Origin of the sequence: Ruegeria intermedia (assembly GCF_900129345.1) — a bacterium.
GTDB lineage: Bacteria > Pseudomonadota > Alphaproteobacteria > Rhodobacterales > Rhodobacteraceae > Ruegeria > Ruegeria intermedia.
Window position 1 is genome coordinate 250,301 of record NZ_FQVK01000001.1, and the last position, 18,413, is coordinate 268,713.

General features: G+C 64.3%; 17 protein-coding genes and 1 pseudogene. 9 read left to right on the plus strand and 9 right to left on the minus strand.

Annotated features, from left to right (window positions below; translation table 11 throughout):
* Window positions 1-46 precede the first annotated feature (46 nt).
* Window positions 47-952: an oxygen-dependent tRNA uridine(34) hydroxylase TrhO gene (gene trhO, locus F3H26_RS01170; RefSeq protein ID WP_149774232.1), complete on the plus strand. Its 906-nt coding sequence runs from the start codon at window positions 47-49 to the stop codon at window positions 950-952.
* Window positions 953-1,026: 74 nt separating this feature from the next.
* Window positions 1,027-1,539 carry a potassium channel family protein gene (locus F3H26_RS01175; RefSeq protein ID WP_149774233.1) on the plus strand — a complete coding sequence of 171 codons (513 nt, stop codon included), beginning with the start codon at window positions 1,027-1,029 and terminating at the stop codon, window positions 1,537-1,539.
* Between the two features lie 3 nt (window positions 1,540-1,542).
* Here F3H26_RS01175 and F3H26_RS01180 read toward each other — a convergent pair whose 3' ends face one another.
* Entirely contained in the window at window positions 1,543-1,872 is a 330-nt protein-coding gene (locus F3H26_RS01180) for a hypothetical protein (RefSeq protein WP_149774234.1), read from the minus strand.
* A 191-nt stretch (window positions 1,873-2,063) separates the two neighbouring features.
* Between F3H26_RS01180 and betB the strand changes: the two genes are divergently transcribed.
* The 3 genes from betB to F3H26_RS01195 all read left to right on the plus strand — a co-directional run bounded on the left by betB (window position 2,064) and on the right by F3H26_RS01195 (window position 7,451).
* Window positions 2,064-3,518 carry a betaine-aldehyde dehydrogenase gene (gene betB / locus F3H26_RS01185; RefSeq protein ID WP_149774235.1) on the plus strand — a complete coding sequence of 485 codons (1,455 nt, stop codon included), beginning with the start codon at window positions 2,064-2,066 and terminating at the stop codon, window positions 3,516-3,518.
* A gap of 142 nt (window positions 3,519-3,660) precedes the next feature.
* On the plus strand, window positions 3,661-6,105 hold the full coding sequence (locus tag F3H26_RS01190) for a GcvT family protein (RefSeq protein ID WP_149774236.1): 2,445 nt from the start codon (window positions 3,661-3,663) through the stop codon (window positions 6,103-6,105).
* Complete coding sequence (locus F3H26_RS01195; protein ID WP_149774237.1) at window positions 6,102-7,451, plus strand: MmgE/PrpD family protein; 1,350 nt, start codon at window positions 6,102-6,104, stop codon at window positions 7,449-7,451. The genes F3H26_RS01190 and F3H26_RS01195 overlap by 4 nt, the downstream gene beginning before the upstream one ends.
* Before the next feature lie 18 nt (window positions 7,452-7,469).
* Here the strand turns inward: F3H26_RS01195 and thpR are convergent, their stop codons facing one another.
* The 6 genes and pseudogenes from thpR to F3H26_RS01225 form a co-directional block, all read right to left on the minus strand.
* The gene (thpR, locus tag F3H26_RS01200; protein WP_149774238.1) at window positions 7,470-7,985 is read right to left on the minus strand and encodes an RNA 2',3'-cyclic phosphodiesterase; all 516 of its coding nucleotides are present in this window, start codon (window positions 7,983-7,985) and stop codon (window positions 7,470-7,472) included.
* A gap of 125 nt (window positions 7,986-8,110) precedes the next feature.
* Window positions 8,111-10,261, minus strand: coding sequence for a hypothetical protein (locus F3H26_RS01205; protein ID WP_149774239.1), 2,151 nt, complete (start codon window positions 10,259-10,261; stop codon window positions 8,111-8,113).
* Window positions 10,258-11,127 (minus strand): flagellar motor stator protein MotA, encoded by an 870-nt coding sequence (motA, locus tag F3H26_RS01210; RefSeq protein WP_149774240.1) that lies wholly within the window; start codon window positions 11,125-11,127, stop codon window positions 10,258-10,260. The genes F3H26_RS01205 and motA overlap by 4 nt, the downstream gene beginning before the upstream one ends.
* A 45-nt stretch (window positions 11,128-11,172) precedes the next feature.
* Window positions 11,173-11,751: a MotE family protein gene (locus F3H26_RS01215; RefSeq protein WP_149774241.1), complete on the minus strand. Its 579-nt coding sequence runs from the start codon at window positions 11,749-11,751 to the stop codon at window positions 11,173-11,175.
* A gap of 322 nt (window positions 11,752-12,073) precedes the next feature.
* A pseudogene (locus F3H26_RS01220) lies at window positions 12,074-12,359 on the minus strand (hypothetical protein); the annotation flags it as partial.
* Window positions 12,360-12,368: 9 nt separating this feature from the next.
* Entirely contained in the window at window positions 12,369-12,890 is a 522-nt protein-coding gene (locus F3H26_RS01225) for a flagellar basal body-associated FliL family protein (RefSeq protein ID WP_223162399.1), read from the minus strand.
* A gap of 86 nt (window positions 12,891-12,976) precedes the next feature.
* On the opposite strand from F3H26_RS01225, the gene fliF reads away from it, so the two are divergent.
* From fliF to fliP, 4 genes are read left to right on the plus strand one after another with little or no spacing between them, the layout of a single operon-like run.
* Window positions 12,977-14,569: a flagellar basal-body MS-ring/collar protein FliF gene (gene fliF, locus F3H26_RS01230; RefSeq protein WP_149774243.1), complete on the plus strand. Its 1,593-nt coding sequence runs from the start codon at window positions 12,977-12,979 to the stop codon at window positions 14,567-14,569.
* A complete protein-coding gene (locus F3H26_RS01235; protein WP_149774244.1) occupies window positions 14,569-15,165 on the plus strand; it encodes a FliH/SctL family protein in 597 nt (198 codons plus the stop codon). The genes fliF and F3H26_RS01235 overlap by 1 nt, the downstream gene beginning before the upstream one ends.
* Window positions 15,158-15,445, plus strand: a complete 288-nt coding sequence (locus F3H26_RS01240; protein WP_149774245.1) for a FliM/FliN family flagellar motor switch protein — start codon at window positions 15,158-15,160, stop codon at window positions 15,443-15,445. The genes F3H26_RS01235 and F3H26_RS01240 overlap by 8 nt, the downstream gene beginning before the upstream one ends.
* Window positions 15,442-16,173: a flagellar type III secretion system pore protein FliP gene (gene fliP, locus F3H26_RS01245; RefSeq protein WP_149774246.1), complete on the plus strand. Its 732-nt coding sequence runs from the start codon at window positions 15,442-15,444 to the stop codon at window positions 16,171-16,173. Before F3H26_RS01240 ends, fliP begins: the two co-directional genes overlap by 4 nt.
* Before the next feature lie 9 nt (window positions 16,174-16,182).
* On the opposite strand, the gene F3H26_RS01250 is transcribed toward fliP, so the two are convergent.
* Together F3H26_RS01250 and F3H26_RS01255 are read right to left on the minus strand one after the other, a co-directional pair.
* The gene (locus F3H26_RS01250) at window positions 16,183-17,622 is read right to left on the minus strand and encodes a sensor histidine kinase (protein WP_149774247.1); all 1,440 of its coding nucleotides are present in this window, start codon (window positions 17,620-17,622) and stop codon (window positions 16,183-16,185) included.
* The gene (locus F3H26_RS01255; RefSeq protein ID WP_149774248.1) at window positions 17,619-18,356 is read right to left on the minus strand and encodes a response regulator transcription factor; all 738 of its coding nucleotides are present in this window, start codon (window positions 18,354-18,356) and stop codon (window positions 17,619-17,621) included. Before F3H26_RS01255 ends, F3H26_RS01250 begins: the two co-directional genes overlap by 4 nt.
* Window positions 18,357-18,413: the final 57 nt, after the last annotated feature.

Sequence of the window (18,413 nt, forward strand, 5' to 3'; positions counted from 1 at the left end):
AATGCGGTCTCTTGCGTTGCGGGGGCGCGCGCATTAGATCGCGGCCATGTATACGATCGCCGCACTGTATCACTTCACCCGTTTTGCCGACCCGGACGCTCTGCGCGCGCCGCTGCTGGAGCTGTGCCGCGCGCAGTCGGTCAAGGGCACGCTGCTGCTGGCGCATGAAGGCATCAACGGCACCATCGCCGGCCCCCGCGCCGGGATCGACGCGGTGCTGGCGCATATCCGGGCGCTGCCGGGCTGTGCCGATCTGGAATGGAAAGAGGCCACCGCCAGCCAGCCGCCCTTTGGCAAGATGAAGGTGCGCCTGAAGAAAGAGATCGTGACCATGGGCCAGCCGGATGTCGATCCGCGCGCCCGCACCGGCCATTACGTCGAGCCGCAGGACTGGAACGATCTGATCCGCTCGGATGATGTGGTGGTGATCGACACGCGCAACGACTATGAGGTGTCGATCGGCACATTCGAGGGTGCAATCGACCCTAAAACGGCCAGTTTCCGCGATTTTCCCGCCTGGTGGGAGCAGAACAAGCACCGGTTCCACAACAAGCGCGTCGCCATGTTCTGCACCGGCGGCATCCGCTGCGAGAAATCCACCAACTATCTGCTGGGGCAGGGGGTCGAGGATGTCTATCACCTGAAGGGTGGCATCCTGCGCTATCTCGAGGAGGTCCCGCCCGAGGACAGCACCTGGAAGGGTGAGTGCTTCGTGTTCGACAATCGCGTTTCCGTAGGGCACGGGCTGGTCGAGGGGCCGCACCAGCTGTGTCATGGTTGCCGCCGCCCGATCCTGCCCCAAGACATGGAGCGCCCCGAATACGAGCACGGCGTGTCCTGCCACCAATGCATCCACGAGACGTCCGAGGCCGACAAGGCCCGGTTCCGCGAACGGCAGAAACAGATCGCGCTGGCGCGGGCGCGCGGCGAAGAGCATCTGGGCGGACAGTAGCGAACCGCGAAATCGCTTGTGATGGCGGACGCTTCGGTGAAGGATGGCCGAAGCCGAACCGCCGAGGATGACCGATGCCCGCCGACCCGACCACCTTCGAGGACTGGAAGCCCACATTGCTGGCCGCGCTGGGGCTGATTCTGGTCAGTACGATGGCCTGGTATCTGCTGTCGCATCTGAACGAGGCGACCGCGGGCACGACGATCGGGACCGCCACGACGATCGGGCTGGCGCTTTTGCTGTTGTGGCAGACCTGGTACTACATGACCCGGGTCCGCAACCCCAAGCGGCAGCTGCTGCTGATGGGGATCTCGTTCATTCAGGCGGTGCCGTTCCTGTTCGCTGCCGTCTATGGATCGTATGGGTATCACGACCTGTGCGTCGAAGGCGCGCGCCGCCCCAGCGACGTACTGTATTTCTCGTATGTCACCTTCACGACGGTCGGGTTCGGCGACCTGCGGCCCATCGGCGTCTGCCGAGCCCTGGCCGTGGCCGAGGCCATCACCGGATATATCCTGCTGGGCCTGTTCGTGGCCGCCGCCGTGGGCCTGTACGGCCGCACCCATCGTGCCCGGCGAAACCTCTGAGGCCTACCTGTTGCGGTCGATCCACTGCGACATGGCGCGTTTGTCGCGAAAGCACTCATCCGGGATCGGGCGGCGCTTGCTGCGCGAAATACGTTCGGCAAAGGCCACCTGCTTGCCGGTGGGATAGTTCGCAAAGGGCGACGTGTCCCTTGGTTTGTGCGCCGAAATCCAATCGGACATCGACCGCCGGTCACACTGCGCTTCGACGGGAATCTCCAGCGCGGCCTGATGGGCGATCGCGCGGGCATAGCGCATCTGCCGATCTGTGACCGGCAACAGATGATAATCGTTCGTGGGCTCCATCCGGGCCGCAATCTGCCGGGACCGTTGCATCGTGCAATCCTCCGATCATCCAGAACATAAATAGAACATTAACCAAATTTTTTCAAGTTTCCTTGCGGATTCAGCGGCGGAAACTGGCCGATGTCGGTGTTTTATTGACTGGCCAATCAACAACCCTTAACTGCGGTAAGAACCCATTTGCCGCTGGCCTGACCGGCGGCCCCGCAAGAAAAGGATCCGCCATGAAATTTCAGCCCACGGCCAGCCATTTCATCGATGGTGAATATGTTGAAGACACCGCAGGCACCCCGATCGACGTGATCTATCCGGCCACGGGCGAGGTCATCGCGCGCCTGCATTCGGCCACGCCGCAGATCATCGAACAGGCTCTAACCAGCGCCAAACGCGCCCAAAACGCCTGGACGGCAATGACCGGGACCGAGCGCGGCCGCGTCCTGCGCCGCGCCGCCGACATCATGCGCGAGCGCAACCGCGAGCTGTCGATCCTGGAAACCCATGACACCGGCAAGCCGCTGCAGGAAACGCTGGTGGCCGATGCGACCTCGGGCGCGGACGCGTTGGAATATTTCGGTGGGCTGGCCGGGTCCCTGACCGGTGAGCACATCCCGCTGGGCGGCGGCGATTTCGTCTATACCATCCGCGAGGCGCTGGGCGTCTGCGTCGGCATCGGCGCGTGGAACTACCCGACCCAGATCGCCTGCTGGAAGGGTGCCCCGGCGCTGGCCTGCGGCAATGCGATGGTGTTCAAACCCTCGGAAACCACGCCCCTGTCGGCGTTGAAAGTGGCCGAGATCCTGATCGAGGCCGGCGCGCCCAAGGGCATCTACAACGTGGTTCAGGGCTATGGCGATGTGGGCGCCGCGCTGGTCACCGACCCGCGCGTGGCCAAGGTGTCGCTGACCGGATCGGTGCCCACCGGCCGCAAGGTCTATGCCGCCGCGGCCGAGGGCATGAAACATGTGACGATGGAGCTGGGTGGCAAGTCCCCGATGATCGTGTTCGACGACGCCGACATCGAAAACGCCGTCTCGGGCGCGATCCTGGGCAATTTCTACTCATCCGGTCAGGTCTGTTCCAACGGCACGCGCGTCTTCGTGCAGAAGGGCATCAAAGAGGCCTTCCTGGCTCGTCTGACCGAACGCCTTGCCAATGTGAAGATCGGCGACCCGATGGATGAGGCCGTGAATTTCGGGCCGATGGTCAGCGAGGCCCAGATGAACATCGTTCTGGGCTATATCGAGAAGGGCAAGGCCGAGGGCGCGCGGCTGGTCCATGGCGGAGCGCGGCTGGACCGCGCTGGCTTCTACCTTCAGCCCACGGTCTTTGCCGACGTGACCGACGACATGACCATCGCCCGCGAGGAGATCTTCGGCCCCGTCATGTCGGTGCTGGATTTCGAAACCGAAGACGAGGTGATGGCCCGCGCCAACGCCACCGAATTCGGCCTGGCCGCCGGCGTCTTCACCAACGACCTGACCCGCGCCCATCGCGTGGTGGCCGGGTTCGAGGCCGGCACCTGCTACATCAACACCTACAACCTGGCCCCGGTCGAAGCGCCGTTCGGCGGGTCGAAAATGTCGGGCGTCGGGCGCGAGAACTCGAAGCTGGCAATCAACCACTTCTCGGAAATGAAAACCGTCTATGTTTCGATGAACGACGTCGAGGCACCCTACTAGACGATCCCGAACCGGGATTCCGACCCAACTTGCCCTGTTCCCGACATTTGGGGTCGGGAACAGAGCATACGGTGTCCGGACACTGTGGCTGACTTCTGATGCAAAGGGGTGACGCGCCCTCACCAGTCAGGAGAAAAGCCCAATGAGAACCCATGCGCAGGCCGTCGTGATCGGAGGGGGCCTTGTCGGTTGTTCGATCCTCTACCATCTTGCCAAGCTGGGCTGGACCGACGTGATCCTGCTGGAACGGGACGAACTGACCAGCGGGTCCACCTGGCACGCGGCGGCCAACATCCACGGGCTGCACGACAACAACAACGTCACCCGCATCCAGCACTACACGATGAACCTGTACAAGCAGCTGGAGCAGGAAACCGGGCAGGGCTGCGGCGTGTTCCAGCCGGGATCGCTGTATCTCGCCCAGACCGAGGCGCGCGAGCACCAGCTGCGCCTGCAAGAGGCCAAGGCGCGGTTCTATGGCCTGAACTTCCATGAAATCAGCCGCGAACAGGCGATGGAACTGCACCCGCTGGCGCAGTTCGATGACATTCGCTGCATCATGTATGAACCCGACGGCGGCAACGTGGACCCCTCGGGCGTGACCCACGCCTATGCCGCCGGCGCGCGCGCGCTGGGGGCCGAGATTCAGAGGTTTTGCCCCGTAATAGGGACTGAACAGCAGCCCGACGGCTCGTGGATCGTGCGCACGGAAAAGGGCGACATCCACACGCAATGGGTGGTCAACGCAGCCGGGTTGTGGGGGCGTGAGGTGGCCGCGCTGGCGGGACTGGACCTGCCGCTGCAACCGACCGAGCACCAATATTTCGTGACCGAAGCGATTGACGAGGTGGCAGCCCTTGGCCGCCGCCTGCCCTCGATCGCCGACCGCGACGGCGAGTATTATTTCCGGCAGGAAGGCAACGGGTTGCTGATCGGCGCCTATGAAAAAGACATGCGGTTCTGGGCCGAGGACGGCACGCCGCTGGATTTCGCCCATGACCTGTTTCCCGACGATCTGGACCGGATCATGGAGAACGTGATCCGCGCGACCGAGCGTGTGCCGGTGGCCGCGACGGCGGGCGTGAAACGGGTGATCAACGGCCCGATGATCTGGTCGCCGGACTCCAACGCCATCTGGGGTCCGGTGCCCGAACTGCGCAACTATTTCTGCTGCACCGGCATCATCCCCGGATTCTCGCAATCGGGCGGGCTGGGCCTGCTGGCTGCGCAATGGATGATCGAGGGCGAACCGCAATATGACATGTTCGCCTGGGATCTGGCGCGGTTCGGCGACTGGGCCGACAAGAACTTCACCAAGGCGCGGGTCGCCGACCAATATTCGCACCGTTTTGCCATCCATTTCCCGAACGAGGAACGCAGCGCCGGCCGCCCCGCCCGCCTGCGCCCGGCCTACGAGATGCAGAAACAGATGGGCGCGGTCTTCGGCCTCAACTGCGGCTGGGAACACCCGCTGTGGTTCGCCGACCGGCCCGGAACGGTCGAGACCACCGGCTTCACCCGCCAGAACTGGTTCGAACCGGTGGGGCACGAGGCCCGGATGCTGCGCGAAAGCGTGGGCGTGATCGACATCTCGAACTTTGCCAATTACGTCATCAAGGGGCCGGGCGCCCATGATTGGCTGGATCGGCTGGTGGCCAACCGGGTGCCGACCGAGGTGGGGCGGTCTTGCCTGACCCCGCTGATTTCCGTGCGTGGCGGCGTGGCGGGGGATTTCACCATCACCAAGACGGCCCAAGACGAATACATGATGATCGGCTCGGGCATGGCCGAACGCTATCACCAGCGGTTCTTCAACATGGTGGACCTGCCCGAAGGCACAACCCTTGAGGTCGCCACAAACCGCATCGCCGGCTTCAACGTCGCCGGCCCGAAATCGCGCGAGGCCTTGCAACGGCTGACCAATGCCGAGCTGTCGAACGCGGCGTTCCGCTTCATGCGCTCGGCCACGATCGAGGTTGCCGGGGTCACCTGCCTGGCCATCCGCGTCAGCTTTACCGGCGATCTGGGGTGGGAGCTGCACTGCGCCGAAGAGGACCAGATCAGACTCTATACAGCGCTTCTGGACGCTGCCCGCGCTTGCGGTGGCGGGCCGGTCGGCAGCCGAGCTCTGGGCGCGTTGCGGATCGAAAAAGGCTATGGCTCATGGGGGCGCGAGTATTCGCAGGAGTACTGGCCGCACGAGGTCGGTCTGGATGGGTTGATCAAGCCAGACAAGGATTTCCTGCACAAGGCGGCCTGGCTGGCGATCAAGGACAATCCCGCGCGCGAGGTGCTGTCGATTTTCGAAATCGATGTCACCCACGATGCCGATGCCAGCGGGGGCGAGCCGATCTTCACCCCGGATGGTACGCCCGTCGGGCGCGTCACCTCGGGCGCTTATGGCTATACGGTCGGCAAGTCGCTGGCCATCGGCTACGCCAACCCAGCCATGGCTCAACCGGGTGACGAGGTGCATGTCTTCATCCTGGGCAAGCCGCACAGGGCGCGGATCCTGAATGCGCCTCCGTTCGACCCGAAAGGCCTGCGCCTGCGAGACCAGAAACCGGCGATGGAGGGCGCCAAGTGACCGAAACCTTCGCCCGCGTTGCCGAGTTTGCGCTGAACCGCCCGGCGGACCAGATGCCCGACAGCGCGCGCGAAGCGGCGGCCCTGATGCTGCTGGATACTTTGGGCATCGTGATCGCCTCGACGCCGATGGAGGCCGGCGTCATCGCGCGGGACACCGCGGCATTGCTGTACGGATCGACCGATCCTGCGTTCTCGGCGCGGATGCTGTGCGATGGGCGCCGGGTCAGCCTGGCGGGCGCGGCCTACGCGGCCGCCACGCAGACCGACAATCTCGACGGTCACGACGGCTACAACCCGACCAAGGGCCATATCGGCGTGGTGGTCGTTCCCGCCCTGGCGGTTCTGGCCCAGCACTGCCCGGACCTGACAGGCCCCGAGGCGCTGGCGGCGGTGATCGTCGGATACGAGGTCGCGGGCCGTGCCGGCATCGCCCTGCACGCCACTGTCAGCGACTATCACACCTCGGGCGCATGGAACGCGCTGGGCGTCGCCGCGATGGCGGCCCGCCTGCGCGGGTATTCGCCGGAACAGTTGCGGCAGGCGCTGGGCATCGCCGAATACCACGGCCCCCGCAGCCAGATGATGCGCGAGATCGCCAACCCCACGATGCTGCATGATGGCTCGGGCTGGGGCGCGCTGGTGGGCATGTCGGCGGCAATTCTGGCCGAGCGCGGCTTTACCGGCGCCCCCGCCATCACCATCGAGGAGGACCGCGCCGCACCCTATTGGCAGGACCTCGGCACGTTTTGGCAGATGGAACATCAATATGTGAAACCCTATCCGATCTGCCGCTGGGCCCATGCCGCCATCGACGGGCTGCGCGCGGTGATGAAAACGCACGGCCTGACCCATGACCGGATTGCCCATGTCGATGTCCATACCTTTCACGAGGCGTGCCAGCTGTTTTCCGGCGTGCCGCAAACGACGTCTCAGGCGCAGTATTCGCTGCCCTTCGCCGTTGCGGTGCAGGCGGTGCACGGCCGGATCGGGGTGAAACATCTGACGGGGTCGGGCCTGGCCGACCCGGACGTGGCCCGGTTCATGTCACGAATTTCGGTTCGAACATGCGATCGGCACTCGGCCCGGTTTCCCGCCGGACGCTGGGCGGATGTCTCGGTCACGACGCGCGACGGCCAGTTGTTGCACTCGGGGGACACGCATGCTCGGGGTGGTCCCGAAGCGCCGATGTTGCGCCAGGATGTCATTGACAAGTTCCTGGAATTCGCGATGCCGCAGATGGGGGGCCCTGCCAAGACGCTGGCCGAGGCGGTTCTCGACCTGGTCGAACCCGATGTCCGCTTCGACAGCGTTGCCAGCTTTCTCTACCCAGGCCATGACCGGTGACGTCCGCCCCGCCCGATGTCAGGGGCCGGGCAACAGGGGATAATCGGCAAGCCGATCATATCGCGCACCCTGCGGAGTCAGGTTTGAGGAGAAAAGCGCGAACCGGTCTACCCGCATGTCTGGCGCATCCGGCGAGAACCCGGAAAAACCCGTGAACAGAGCCGGATTCGCGCCACGCAGGATGGTGATGTGCGGCCGAAATCTGCGCCGCGGCACGTCGATGCCCACCCCACGCGCCGCTTGCAGAGTTTTCGTCTGTAATTCCTGTAAAGACGGGTTTTTCGCCACGGCCAAATGTATGGTGTTGCCGAACATTCCCAAACCGTTGAAGCGGATGCAAAAGGCGGGGTGCCGTACGCGTTCCAGTTCAAAATGCAGATCCGCAAGCTGTTCTTCGGGCGGGTTCCCCAGAAAAACGAGTGTGACGTGCAAGTTTTCCGCCGCAACCGGGCGACCGTCGAAGAATTCGGATTGTCGGCCATGGCAGAAGCGCACCACGTTCGGCGTTGCGGGAATGGCCAGAAAACTGCGCATTTCGTTCAGACCCGTCAGGCCGGTTCGGGGCCTGACTCATGGGTTCGTATTTCGGTCAGCCCATTTTGGGCTGACAGGCAAACTTTGCAAGCCCCGGCGTGACGCACATGCGCGATGCACGGTCTTCATTCTGCGTCCGTTTCGACAAGAGCCAGCAGATCTCGGATTTGGTCGCGTGTTCCGGTGCTGGTCTCCAATAGTGTCCGCGCGTCCTTCAAGGGCGATTCCGGTGACCGTTCCGCCGTGTCATCCAGTGCAGCGCTCAGGGCCATCAACCGGCCCACTCGGCCGTCCGGCAGGTCGATCTGCGCCTCTGGCGAACCCGCAAGCCACGACAGCCGGGCGGCCTCGGCTTCCTCTCCCAACTCAGCCAGGATCTGTGCGGCTTCCTCGAATTCGCCCAACTCGGTCAGTGCCGCGGCCCGCAGTCGCCGGGCCCGCTCGGATCGGTCGTCTGCCAGTTCTTCCAGCGCCTGTCGCGGCCGGCCTTCCATCATCGCGACGCGGGCGCGCAGCCACGCTCGGTCACGCTGGCGGGTCCGGTCTTGCCCTTTGTCGACCAGCCGCCGGACTTGCGAGGCAAAACCCAGGTCGGCATACCGCTCGGCCAGGGCCAGGGCAGTGTCAGTGCTGAGCCGTTGAACCAGCGCCGGATCCATCGCAAAGGTCATGCGCACGAATGTGCCGTCATCCGCCCGCTCTGCCATCAATTGCAGGATTCGGTTGTGAGTACCGTCCCAATCGGCGTCACCCACATGAGCCGAGGAAAGCCGGAATGCCGGTTCGAACTCGTTGAACAGGCTCAGCGCTACGGCATGGCTGCGGGCCATGACGGGCCCGAGTTCCGAGTTCTTCAGTTCAACGGCATAGGCCCCAGCAAGGTCCAGCTGGCTTTGGGTGATCGCGCCGCGATCGGCCCATTGCTGTTCGATCAACCTCGCCAAAGCCAACGGAGCTTCGACCTGCGCCTTGGGGTCCTCGATCACCTTGTTCAGCAACGTTGTACTGCTTTGCGCGTCTTCCGCGGCCGAGGCAACCTGAGCCTTGGCCAGGTTGGTTTCTGCGCTGACTTCCGGCTCGATCCGTTCCACCGACCGCAGAATCCTGCGGGCGGCTTCCAGTTCTTCGGCCTTCGTGAAAACCTGCGCCAGTTTGGGGCCCAGATGGCGTCGCAGGTGTTCGGGCAGCCGTTGGAAAGATTGCTCAATGATTTCCGGCCGGGCCTCGGGTTGCAACTCTTCCTGGGCGAGCGCGGCCCAAAGCGCGATTGCTCCGTCGCAACGTTGCAACCCTTCGAATGGTGGCGGACCATCGGACGGAAGCGCATCGATGACCGTTGCAATGCCGGCGACCCACTCTGCTTCCTCTGGAACCTGGGAGAGCAGGCCCAGCGTTTGCACCGCTTCGGCGCCGAAGCCGAAATAGGTCAGGACTTCGGCAAGTCTGATCGCGGCGTCCGGATCGATGCGGTCGAACTCCTGGAACAAGGCGCGGCGCAAGTCTGCCACCTGCTGATGGAATGGACGGCCATCTGTCCAGGACTCGAAGTCCAATGCGGCGTCCGAGACGCAGGCCGGCCCAGGTTCGAGAATTGGCAGCGGTAAACTCGCCATCGAGCCCAAGTCGTCCAAGACCGAGGTTATCGCCAGGTTCGGTGACAGGTCGGGTGCAAGCAAAGTCGGCGGAGGCGGCGTCGAGGCGCGCGGGCCGACGCCCGCCAGGTCGAGATCGACGATCTCGCGGTCGGCGCTCTGCAGGAAACGGGTGGCCAGACGGTCTTCGATGTCTTGTCGGCTCAGGCGCAGCAAAGGTTCGGCCAGATGGGTCAAAGGCAGGTCTTCGGGCGGTGCCGCCACTTCCGCGCGTGGCAGAACCGGCGGCGGGATATCGAGATCAGGCACAGGCAGGGCCCGCCCGGGGGCGATGTCCACCACGATCATCGTGTTCTTGAACAAGAATGCGCTTGCCGCGCAGTCGCAGCCGAATTCCAATTCCAGTGGCGCGCCCGGCTGCGCTTGCGTGAGGCCCGAAAGCCGGTTGCTCGACAGGCGCGTGAATACCGATTTCATGTCGAACACCACGTCGGTCAGGCCCAGCGAAAGAGTGGCGCCCTTCTTGCGATGTGTCAGCCGCCAGGAGGTTCCGCTCGGAACCTGCACGACCAGCCGGGTATAGCCGTCATGTTCGCCCGATCGCACCGGAACGGTGGTTTGCGCCACTGCTCCGCCGGTCGCGACCCCCAGAAAAGCAACTACCAGAGCCAGCCTTCGCATCATGCCGCCGCCTGCTTGATTTCCTTCAACGCTTCTTCCAGTTCGGTGAATTTCGGCCGGTTGTGGGTCGGCGTATTCTGTCGTCCGACCTCGATGCACATCGCCGCGTTGTGATGGTGCAGGTTGGCGACCAGAACCTCCTTGATCAGTTGGTAGAAATGGTTGTCTTCCTCGACGACCGCTTTCAGTTTTCCGGCGAACGGACCGACCAGGCCATAGGCCAAGAACACCCCCAGAAAGGTCCCGACCAGGGCACCCCCGATCAACTTGCCCAGAACCTCCGGCGGTTGGTCGATCGATCCCATGGTCTTGATCACACCCAGAACCGCGGCAACGATTCCCAAGGCCGGCAGGCCGTCGGCGACCGTCTGAAGAGCGTGGCTGGAATGCATGGCATGGTGGAAATTGGCTTCCATGCGTTTCTCCAGAACCTCTTCGACCTGGTGCGGGTCATCATAGTTCATCGCCGCAGACCGCAAGGTGTCGCAGATCAGGTCGACGGCCTCCTTGTCGGCCTGAATCTTGGGATACGCCGCGAACAGGGAAGAGTTTTCCGGATCCTCGATATGCCCCTCGACCTCGACCGGGTTGGACCGGGCCAGCCGGATCAGTGAAAACAACAGGCACAACAGGTCCCGATAGTCTTCGGGTTTCCACTTTGGGCCCTTGAACACCTTTCCCAGATCCTTGACCGTATGCTTGACCGCGGACATGTCGTTGCTGATCAGGAACGCGCCGACGGCGGCTCCACCGATCATCATCATCTCGAAAGGCAGAGATTTCAGGATGATGGCCATCTTGCCGCCGGCGGCAAGATATCCGCCGAAAACCATCGCGAAAATTACGACAATACCAAGAATTCCAATCATGCTTGCTCTCCGACAGGGCGATATTTGGAGTGGCGGGGCAAAGGTCTACTCCGTAGGTGCGTTGGCATTGCGGCCTGCCAGGACGACACTGATCGTATAGGCCACCTGAGGGTTCAGCCCGGCCATGATGCCGGCGGCCGTATCCGGGGGCATGCGGGCCAGGAAACCCGCGGCGAATACCGGGTCCATCGTTTCGAACAACTTCGCGGCGTCCTTCGGCTTCATGTTCTGGTAGACATCGGTCAGACGCGCCAGGTCCCGCTCGGCCGCCTGGTCTGCAACGGCCAGAGTTTCCCGCAGCGATTCTTCGGCCTTCTGCAGATCGGCGAGGCGCTCGGCGACCGTTTTTTCCGCGATCTCGATCACCTTTTCCTTCTCGCGCAACATGTTTTCCCGCTGTCGGAGCGCGGCTTCCCGCTGCGACAGCTCGGCCAGAAGCGCGTTCAGGTCCGGGGCCTGGGGTTGCGGTTCGTCATGCATGACTGCAGCCTTGGGCGCGCGGGCAAGGGCGGGCCCCGCCTCGAGCCCCAACCGGATGACGGCGGACCCGATCATCAAGGCGGAGATCAGGGTCAATACCCCTCCCCGCGCCCGCGGTTTCGCATGTTGCAGGGCCGAGGTCATTTTCGCGCCTCGCCGCGTTGAGTCGTATGACGGAAGAACAGGACGCCTTTGGGCATCGGCTTCGCCTCTTCGGCGCCCGTGTCCGAATCGCTCTTTGCGTCAGGCTCTTCCATCGGTTCGGCATCACCATCGCCCAAGTCGTCTTTCGCCGATACTTCACCAGCGTCCGCGCCATTTTCCGCTTCGTCGTGTCCGACGTCGGCTTCGCCCGTTTCGGATGCGTTGGATACCGATTCGGCCGGTGCCGCAGGCGGCTCGGCGGGTCGAACCAGGTCGTCAGGTTGCGGCGGTTCGTCCTTTTTTTCGGTGTCCGAGCCAGTCGGGGGCACAACATCGTGCATCGAGGCCATGATCAGCTCGAGCCGTTTGGCGACCGATTCGGCGCGTTCGGTCAGGCCTTGCAATTGCTGCCCCGACTGATCCGAGGCCGCTCGCGCCGCGTCCAGGGATTTTCTCAGCTCTTCCGCCTGGGCGGACAGCACGGAAACCGCCCCGCCGACCCCTTTCTCAAGGTCGGTGAACCGCTTGAGGCGCCGGGCCAGAACGAAACAGTACAAGCCCGCCCCAAGCGCGCCTGCCACCAGAAGAATGTCCGCAATCAGCTCCAATTTCGCCTCCTAGTTCAACACGAATTCCATGACCAGAACGTCACGCACCCGGCCCTCGCCCACGACCATGCCGATACGCCGCAGCAAGTGGCCGCGAATCCGCACCAACGCCAGCGAGTCTTCGAGATCCGACAGATCGACTGCGCGCAGATAGCTGTTCATCACATCCACGATTCGGGGTTTCATCGCCTCGACCTCCGAGGCGTATCCGGCCTCGACCTCGAGCTGAGCATGGAATTTCAGGTGCCGCGAACTGCCGGTCGTCACCGCAACGATCACCTCCGGCAGGTCGACGAACTGAACATTCGGCGCAGCATGGTCGACGGGGGATTTTTCCGCCGTTTCTTCATGCGAATCGCCGCCCGGCGGCAACAGCCCAGAGCTGGTCAGAAAGTACCCGCCGGCAGCGCCAGCCAAGGCCAGCACGAGTCCAACGATCAGCCCTGCTTTGCCCGATTTTTCAACGGCTTCTGCCTGTTCTGCAGTCGCGTCCGTCATGGCGTCCTCATTCTTGCGTTCGGACACCGTCATAACCCTGCAGGGACTAACCGATTGTTAAGGGCAATCGTCCAAACAGGGGACGAGCCGCACAGAATGTCGGCGAGTCGGAGGTGAGCGTGCAGCAGATCGGAACTGTCTGGGCAAGTTTGGACAGGCGCAAACAAATCATCGTGGCGGGCGCCGCGATCCTGGTATTCCTGAGTGTGCTGGCCATGTCGCGGCTGGTGACTTCTCCATCGATGACCCTGCTGTATGCCGGGCTGGAAAGCGGCGCGGCAGGCGACATCGTGCGCGCATTGGATCAACGCGGCGTCGCGTATGAGATCCGGGGCGGTTCGATCTATGTGCCGGCCTCCAAGCGGGACGAACTGCGCATGACCCTGGCGTCCGAGGGCCTGCCGGCCAATGGCAACCGGGGCTATGAACTGCTCGATTCGCTCAGCGGATTCGGCACCACGTCGCAGATGTTCGATGCCGCCTATTGGCGCGCGAAAGAGGGCGAACTGGCCCGCACCATCGTCAGCAGCCCCCATGTCAGCCAGGCGCGGGTGCATATCGCCAACGGGTCGTCCAACCCGTTCCAGCGGTCGGTCGCCCCCACGGCCTCGGTCTATCTTGTGCCGGCCGGCGCCCGGGTCACGGCCGAGCAGGCAAAGGCGATCCGATTCCTGGTCGCCTCGGCGGTGACCGGATTGGCGCCCGAGGATGTTGCGGTGATCGACTCCAACGGCGCGGTCATCGGTCCGCAAGAGGCCACGGTCGCCGCGGATACGGCCGATGACAAGGCCAAGCAACTGCGCGAGCGGGTGTTGCGCCTGGTCGAGGCGCGTGTCGGCCCCGGAAATGCCGTGGTCGAGGTGAGCGTCGATACCGTGACCGAGACCGAATCGATCCGAGAGCGGCGGTTCGATCCCAAGGGCCGCGTTGCCATCAGCACCGATGTCGAGGAACGCACGGACAGCTCGCGCAACCAGTCTTCTGACGTCACCGTGGCGTCGAACCTGCCGGATGGCGACGCCGCCGGCGGGGACGAGTCGAACTCGACCGCGACCCAGACCCGCGAGCGTGTGAACTACGAGGTGTCCGAGACCGAACTGGAGGTGCATCGTGCGCCGGGGGCGATCAAGCGCCTGACCGTGGCGGTCATGGTGAACGGCACGCGCACGGTGGATGCGTCGGGTGCGTCGGTGTTCCAGCCGATGCCCGACGCCGAGCTTGAGGCCCTGCGCGAACTGGTGGCCTCGGCGGTCGGCTTCGATGCCGAACGCGGGGATGTAATCACGCTCAAGTCGATGGAATTGCCGCAGGTGGAGCCGCAGGGAACCCTGGCCACGGCCTCGATCTGGCAGAACATTCATCTGGACACGATGTCGTTGATCCAGATGGCGGTGTTGGCGATCGTGTCGTTGGTGTTGGGGCTGTTCGTGATCCGCCCGATCCTGACCAACGCTCCGGTCGCGGCCTTGCCGCCGGCGGCCGATCGGTCGACGGCACCAGATGCCCAATATCTGGTCGGCGAGATTGCCGACGCCCAGGGCCAGGAATTCGCGCCGCTCGCCCCGGCCGCCGACCAAGGTGCGGTCCCCGCAATTGCCCAAGCAACTTCCGAGGATGCGGTCGCGCGTCTGCGCAGCATGATCGGCGACAAGCAGGAAGAAACGGTCGAAATCCTGCGCAGCTGGCTTGAGGAAAGCGAGGAGAAGGTGTGATGTCGATAGCCCATCTGCTCGAGGATTTCACCGCCCAGGCCGAAGGCGCCCCGATGCGCCTTCTGGACGAGGAAGCGTTGGAGGAGGAACGGCTCGCCGCCTTTGAAAAGGGATACGGGGCCGGCTGGGAGGACGCGCTGCAGGCGCAGGGCCAGGGCCGGGCCGCCCTGACCGAAGAGTTGCGCGCCGCCTTCGCTGCCTTGTCTTTCAGCTATCACGAGGCGCTGACCCGCATGACCTTGTCGCTCGAGCCGATGTTCCAGTCGCTCGTGCAGGCGGTTCTGCCGCAGGCCATCGATCAGGGTTTTGCCGCGCGTGTCGTCGAACAGTTGTGCGAACTGGCACGAGAACAGGTCGCCCAGCCGGTGCACCTGGTCGTACCTTTGGGCGCGGCCGAGGAGGTCTCGGCGTTGCTGCCCGATGGTATCGACCCCGCACCCAAGGTGGACGAGGACCCGGCGCTGCAGCCGGGACAGGCGCGCTTGCAGGTCGGCACGGCCCGCGCCGAGGTCGATTGCGCAGCGCTGTTGGAGACGATCGCCGCAGCGTTCGACGCGTATGTATTCGAGGCAAAAGAGGCTTTGTCAAATGAGTGATAACCCGTCCCCCAAACCGGAAAAACACAACCCGTTCGAGACGGTGCCGATTGAAGTGACCGTCTCGGTCGGCCGGGCGCGTCCGTTGGTTCGCGACCTGCTGAACCTGGGCGAAAATGCGGTTCTGACGCTGGACAAACGTGTCGAGGATCCGGTCGATCTGTATGTCGGCGATCAACTGGTCGCGCGTGGTCTGCTGGAGGAGATGGAGGGGGAGCATGCCGGCCAGCTGGCCGTGCGCCTGACCGAGATCTCGGATTTCAAGACCGGGCTGGGATGATGCGCGGCGGATTCTGGCTGATCCTGGCGGCGGTGTTGCTGACGCCGGCGCTGGCTTCGGCCCAGGAGCTGTCGTTGTCTCTGGGCGAGGGCGGCTCGATCTCGGCGCGCACGATCCAGTTGATCCTTCTGATCACCGTGCTCAGCCTGGCGCCCGGGCTGGCGATCATGGTCACCTGTTTTCCGTTCCTCGTCACGGTTTTGGCAATCCTGCGGCAGGGGATCGGGCTGCAGCAGTCGCCGCCGAACATGCTGATCGTCAGCCTGGCGCTGTTCCTGACCTATTTCATCATGGAACCGGTCTTCACCCAGGCTTGGGACACCGGGATCCGGCCGATGGTCGAGGAAACGATGGACGTCGAGCCTGCGTTGGAGCGTGCACTGGTGCCGTTTCGCGAGTTCATGGCCGCGCGGCTGGATGCCGATACGTTCCGGGCGATGGCCGCCCTGCGGCCGAATGGCGAAACGTTGGAGCTGTCGCCGCAGGCGCCGCTGTCGGTGCTGATGCCGTCCTTCATGCTGTCCGAGATCGCCCGCGCGTTTCAGATCGGGTTCCTGATCTTTCTGCCGTTCCTGATCATCGATCTGGTGGTAGCCGCGGTGCTGATGTCGATGGGGATGATGATGGTTCCCCCGGCTACGGTGTCGCTTCCGTTCAAGCTGGCGTTCTTCGTCATCGCCGACGGGTGGTCGTTGATCGCGGGAGCGCTGGTGCGCAGCTATTCATGAGGCGGAGCGTTACCTCAGGATCGTGAACCGGGCACGCAAACCCTGTTCGCCCTCCTCGAACAGCAGCGAGCCGCCTTGTTGCTCGGCCACGGTCGCGACGATGGTCAGGCCAAGGCCGAACCCGTCGGACGAGCCGGTGTTGGATCCGCGCCGGAACGGGGCCATCAGCGCCTCGATGTCGGCGACCGTCAGGTCGGTGCCCTTGTCCTCGACGATGACCGTGGCGGTTTCGGCGTCGGTCTCCAGCGACACCCTGGCGTGCCGGCCGTATTTCAGCGCGTTGTCGATCAGGTTGGTCAGCGCCCGCCGCAGCGAGATCGGGCGGGCCATCACCAGGATGCGCCGGCTCTCCGGCAGGCTGGCGTGGCCGCGCCGGGACATGAACAACGAGGAGGCGCCCTCGACTTCGACCGGGGCGATCTGCTGGAGATTCACCGGCAGGTCCATGTCCTGGTAATCGGCCACCAGCGACTCGACCAGCGAGGTCAGCGAGATCTGCCGCGGTTCCTCGACGCTCAATTCCGACCGGGTATAGGTCAGGACGCTTTCGATCATCCCGGTCATCTGGTCGACGTCCGATTCCAGCTTTTCACGCAGGACGGGGTCGGGGATCAGGGCCGCGCGCAGCCGGACCCGCGCGGCGGGGGTGCCCAGATCGTGGCTGACCCCCGACAGGACCGTGGCACGTTTTTCCAGCTGCGCGCGTTCATCCTGAAGATAGTCGTTCACCGCCGAGACGATGTCGCGCAGCTCGGCCGGGCCGGCGGTTTCATAGCTCTCGGGGCCGCCATGCCGGCGCCGGTCGCGCAGCGCCTGGGCGAAGCGGGCGAAACTGTCGGTGGCATTGCCGATCGAAGTGAGGATGGCGGCCAGGGCCACGACCGCCACCAGGATCGCCGGCAACCGCAGATCGGCCGGCGCGGCGCGGCACCCCCAGACCCGTGTTCCGTCCAACTGCTGCCAGTCGCCGCGGCCGTACCGGGCGATCAGGACCGGTTCGCTGCAATAGGTGGCCAGCAGCCGGGTCAGGTTTCCCATTTTCTGCGGACCGGTCTGATCGCTGCCGGCCACGATGTCGGACACCGGATAGACCAGCCGGTCGGACATCACGGCCAATGTCAGTTCGCGCCCGCCCAGAGGCGCGGAGCTGTCGGTCAGGATCGACAGGTGGGTCACGAAGCGCCGCCCCTGCAGGCCGGGCAGCTGTTCGAACTCGCCGGCTTCGGCCAGCTGTGCAGCCTGCGGAGACAGCGGCTTGATCGTGATGTCGGGCAGGGCGCCGCGCCCGGTGCGCAAGTTTTCGTAGACGGAAAACCCGGCCGCGTAGGCCCGCGTCAGGTAACGGTCCCAGTTGCGGGCCGAAGCAAACCACAGTCCGGCCGCCAGCAGCCCGGCGGCGAAGGCTCCGATGGCCCAGACCCAGCCGAGACTGCGCAGGCGCAGGGTCATGCCTCGTCTTCCACGGCCACGTCGCAGGCAAAGACGTATCCCACCCCGCGCGCGGTGCGCAGCATCTGGGGTTCCTTGGGGTTGGCCTCGATCTTGAAGCGCAGACGCCCGACCAGAACATCGATGGCGCGGCCCTGCGCCTCGGGCTTGTCGCCGCTGCCGGTCACGTCCAGCGCGGCGGCGATCTCGTCACGGGTCAGGGGGATGTGGGGATTGGCCAACAGCACCTTGAGCAGCGCGGTTTCCCGCTGTGACAGCGACACTTGATAACCGTCGGGCGCATGCACCTCGTCGCGCTTTCCGTCATAGACCCAGCCGCCGAAGCGGAAGGTGCGGATCCGCCGGCGATAGGCCAGCGACGGCGTGCGCCGCGCGCGCTGCATTACCGCCCGCACGCGCGCCAGCAGCAGCTGCGGGTTGAACGGCTTGGCGATGTAGTCATCGGCGCCGACCTCGTAGCCGGCCATGCGCTGGTGATCGGCCGACAGGGCCGACACGAAGATGATCGGGACGTCCTGTTCGCGGCGCAGGCGGGCACAGATCTCGACCCCGTTCTCGTCACCCAGCATCACGTCCAGCAGGATCAGGTCGATGCGGCCCGATTTCAGATGCGCGCGCACCTGGTCCTCGGTTGCGGCCGGAAGGGCGATGAACCCGTTCTGCTGAAAGAACTGGGTCAGCATCGACCGGATCTCCGGGTCGTCGTCGACAACCAGCAAACGTGGAATGCTCACGTTCGTCCTCCCTGAGTTTCCCTACGACGCTGCCCTCAATTGTAACGGACTGCAACG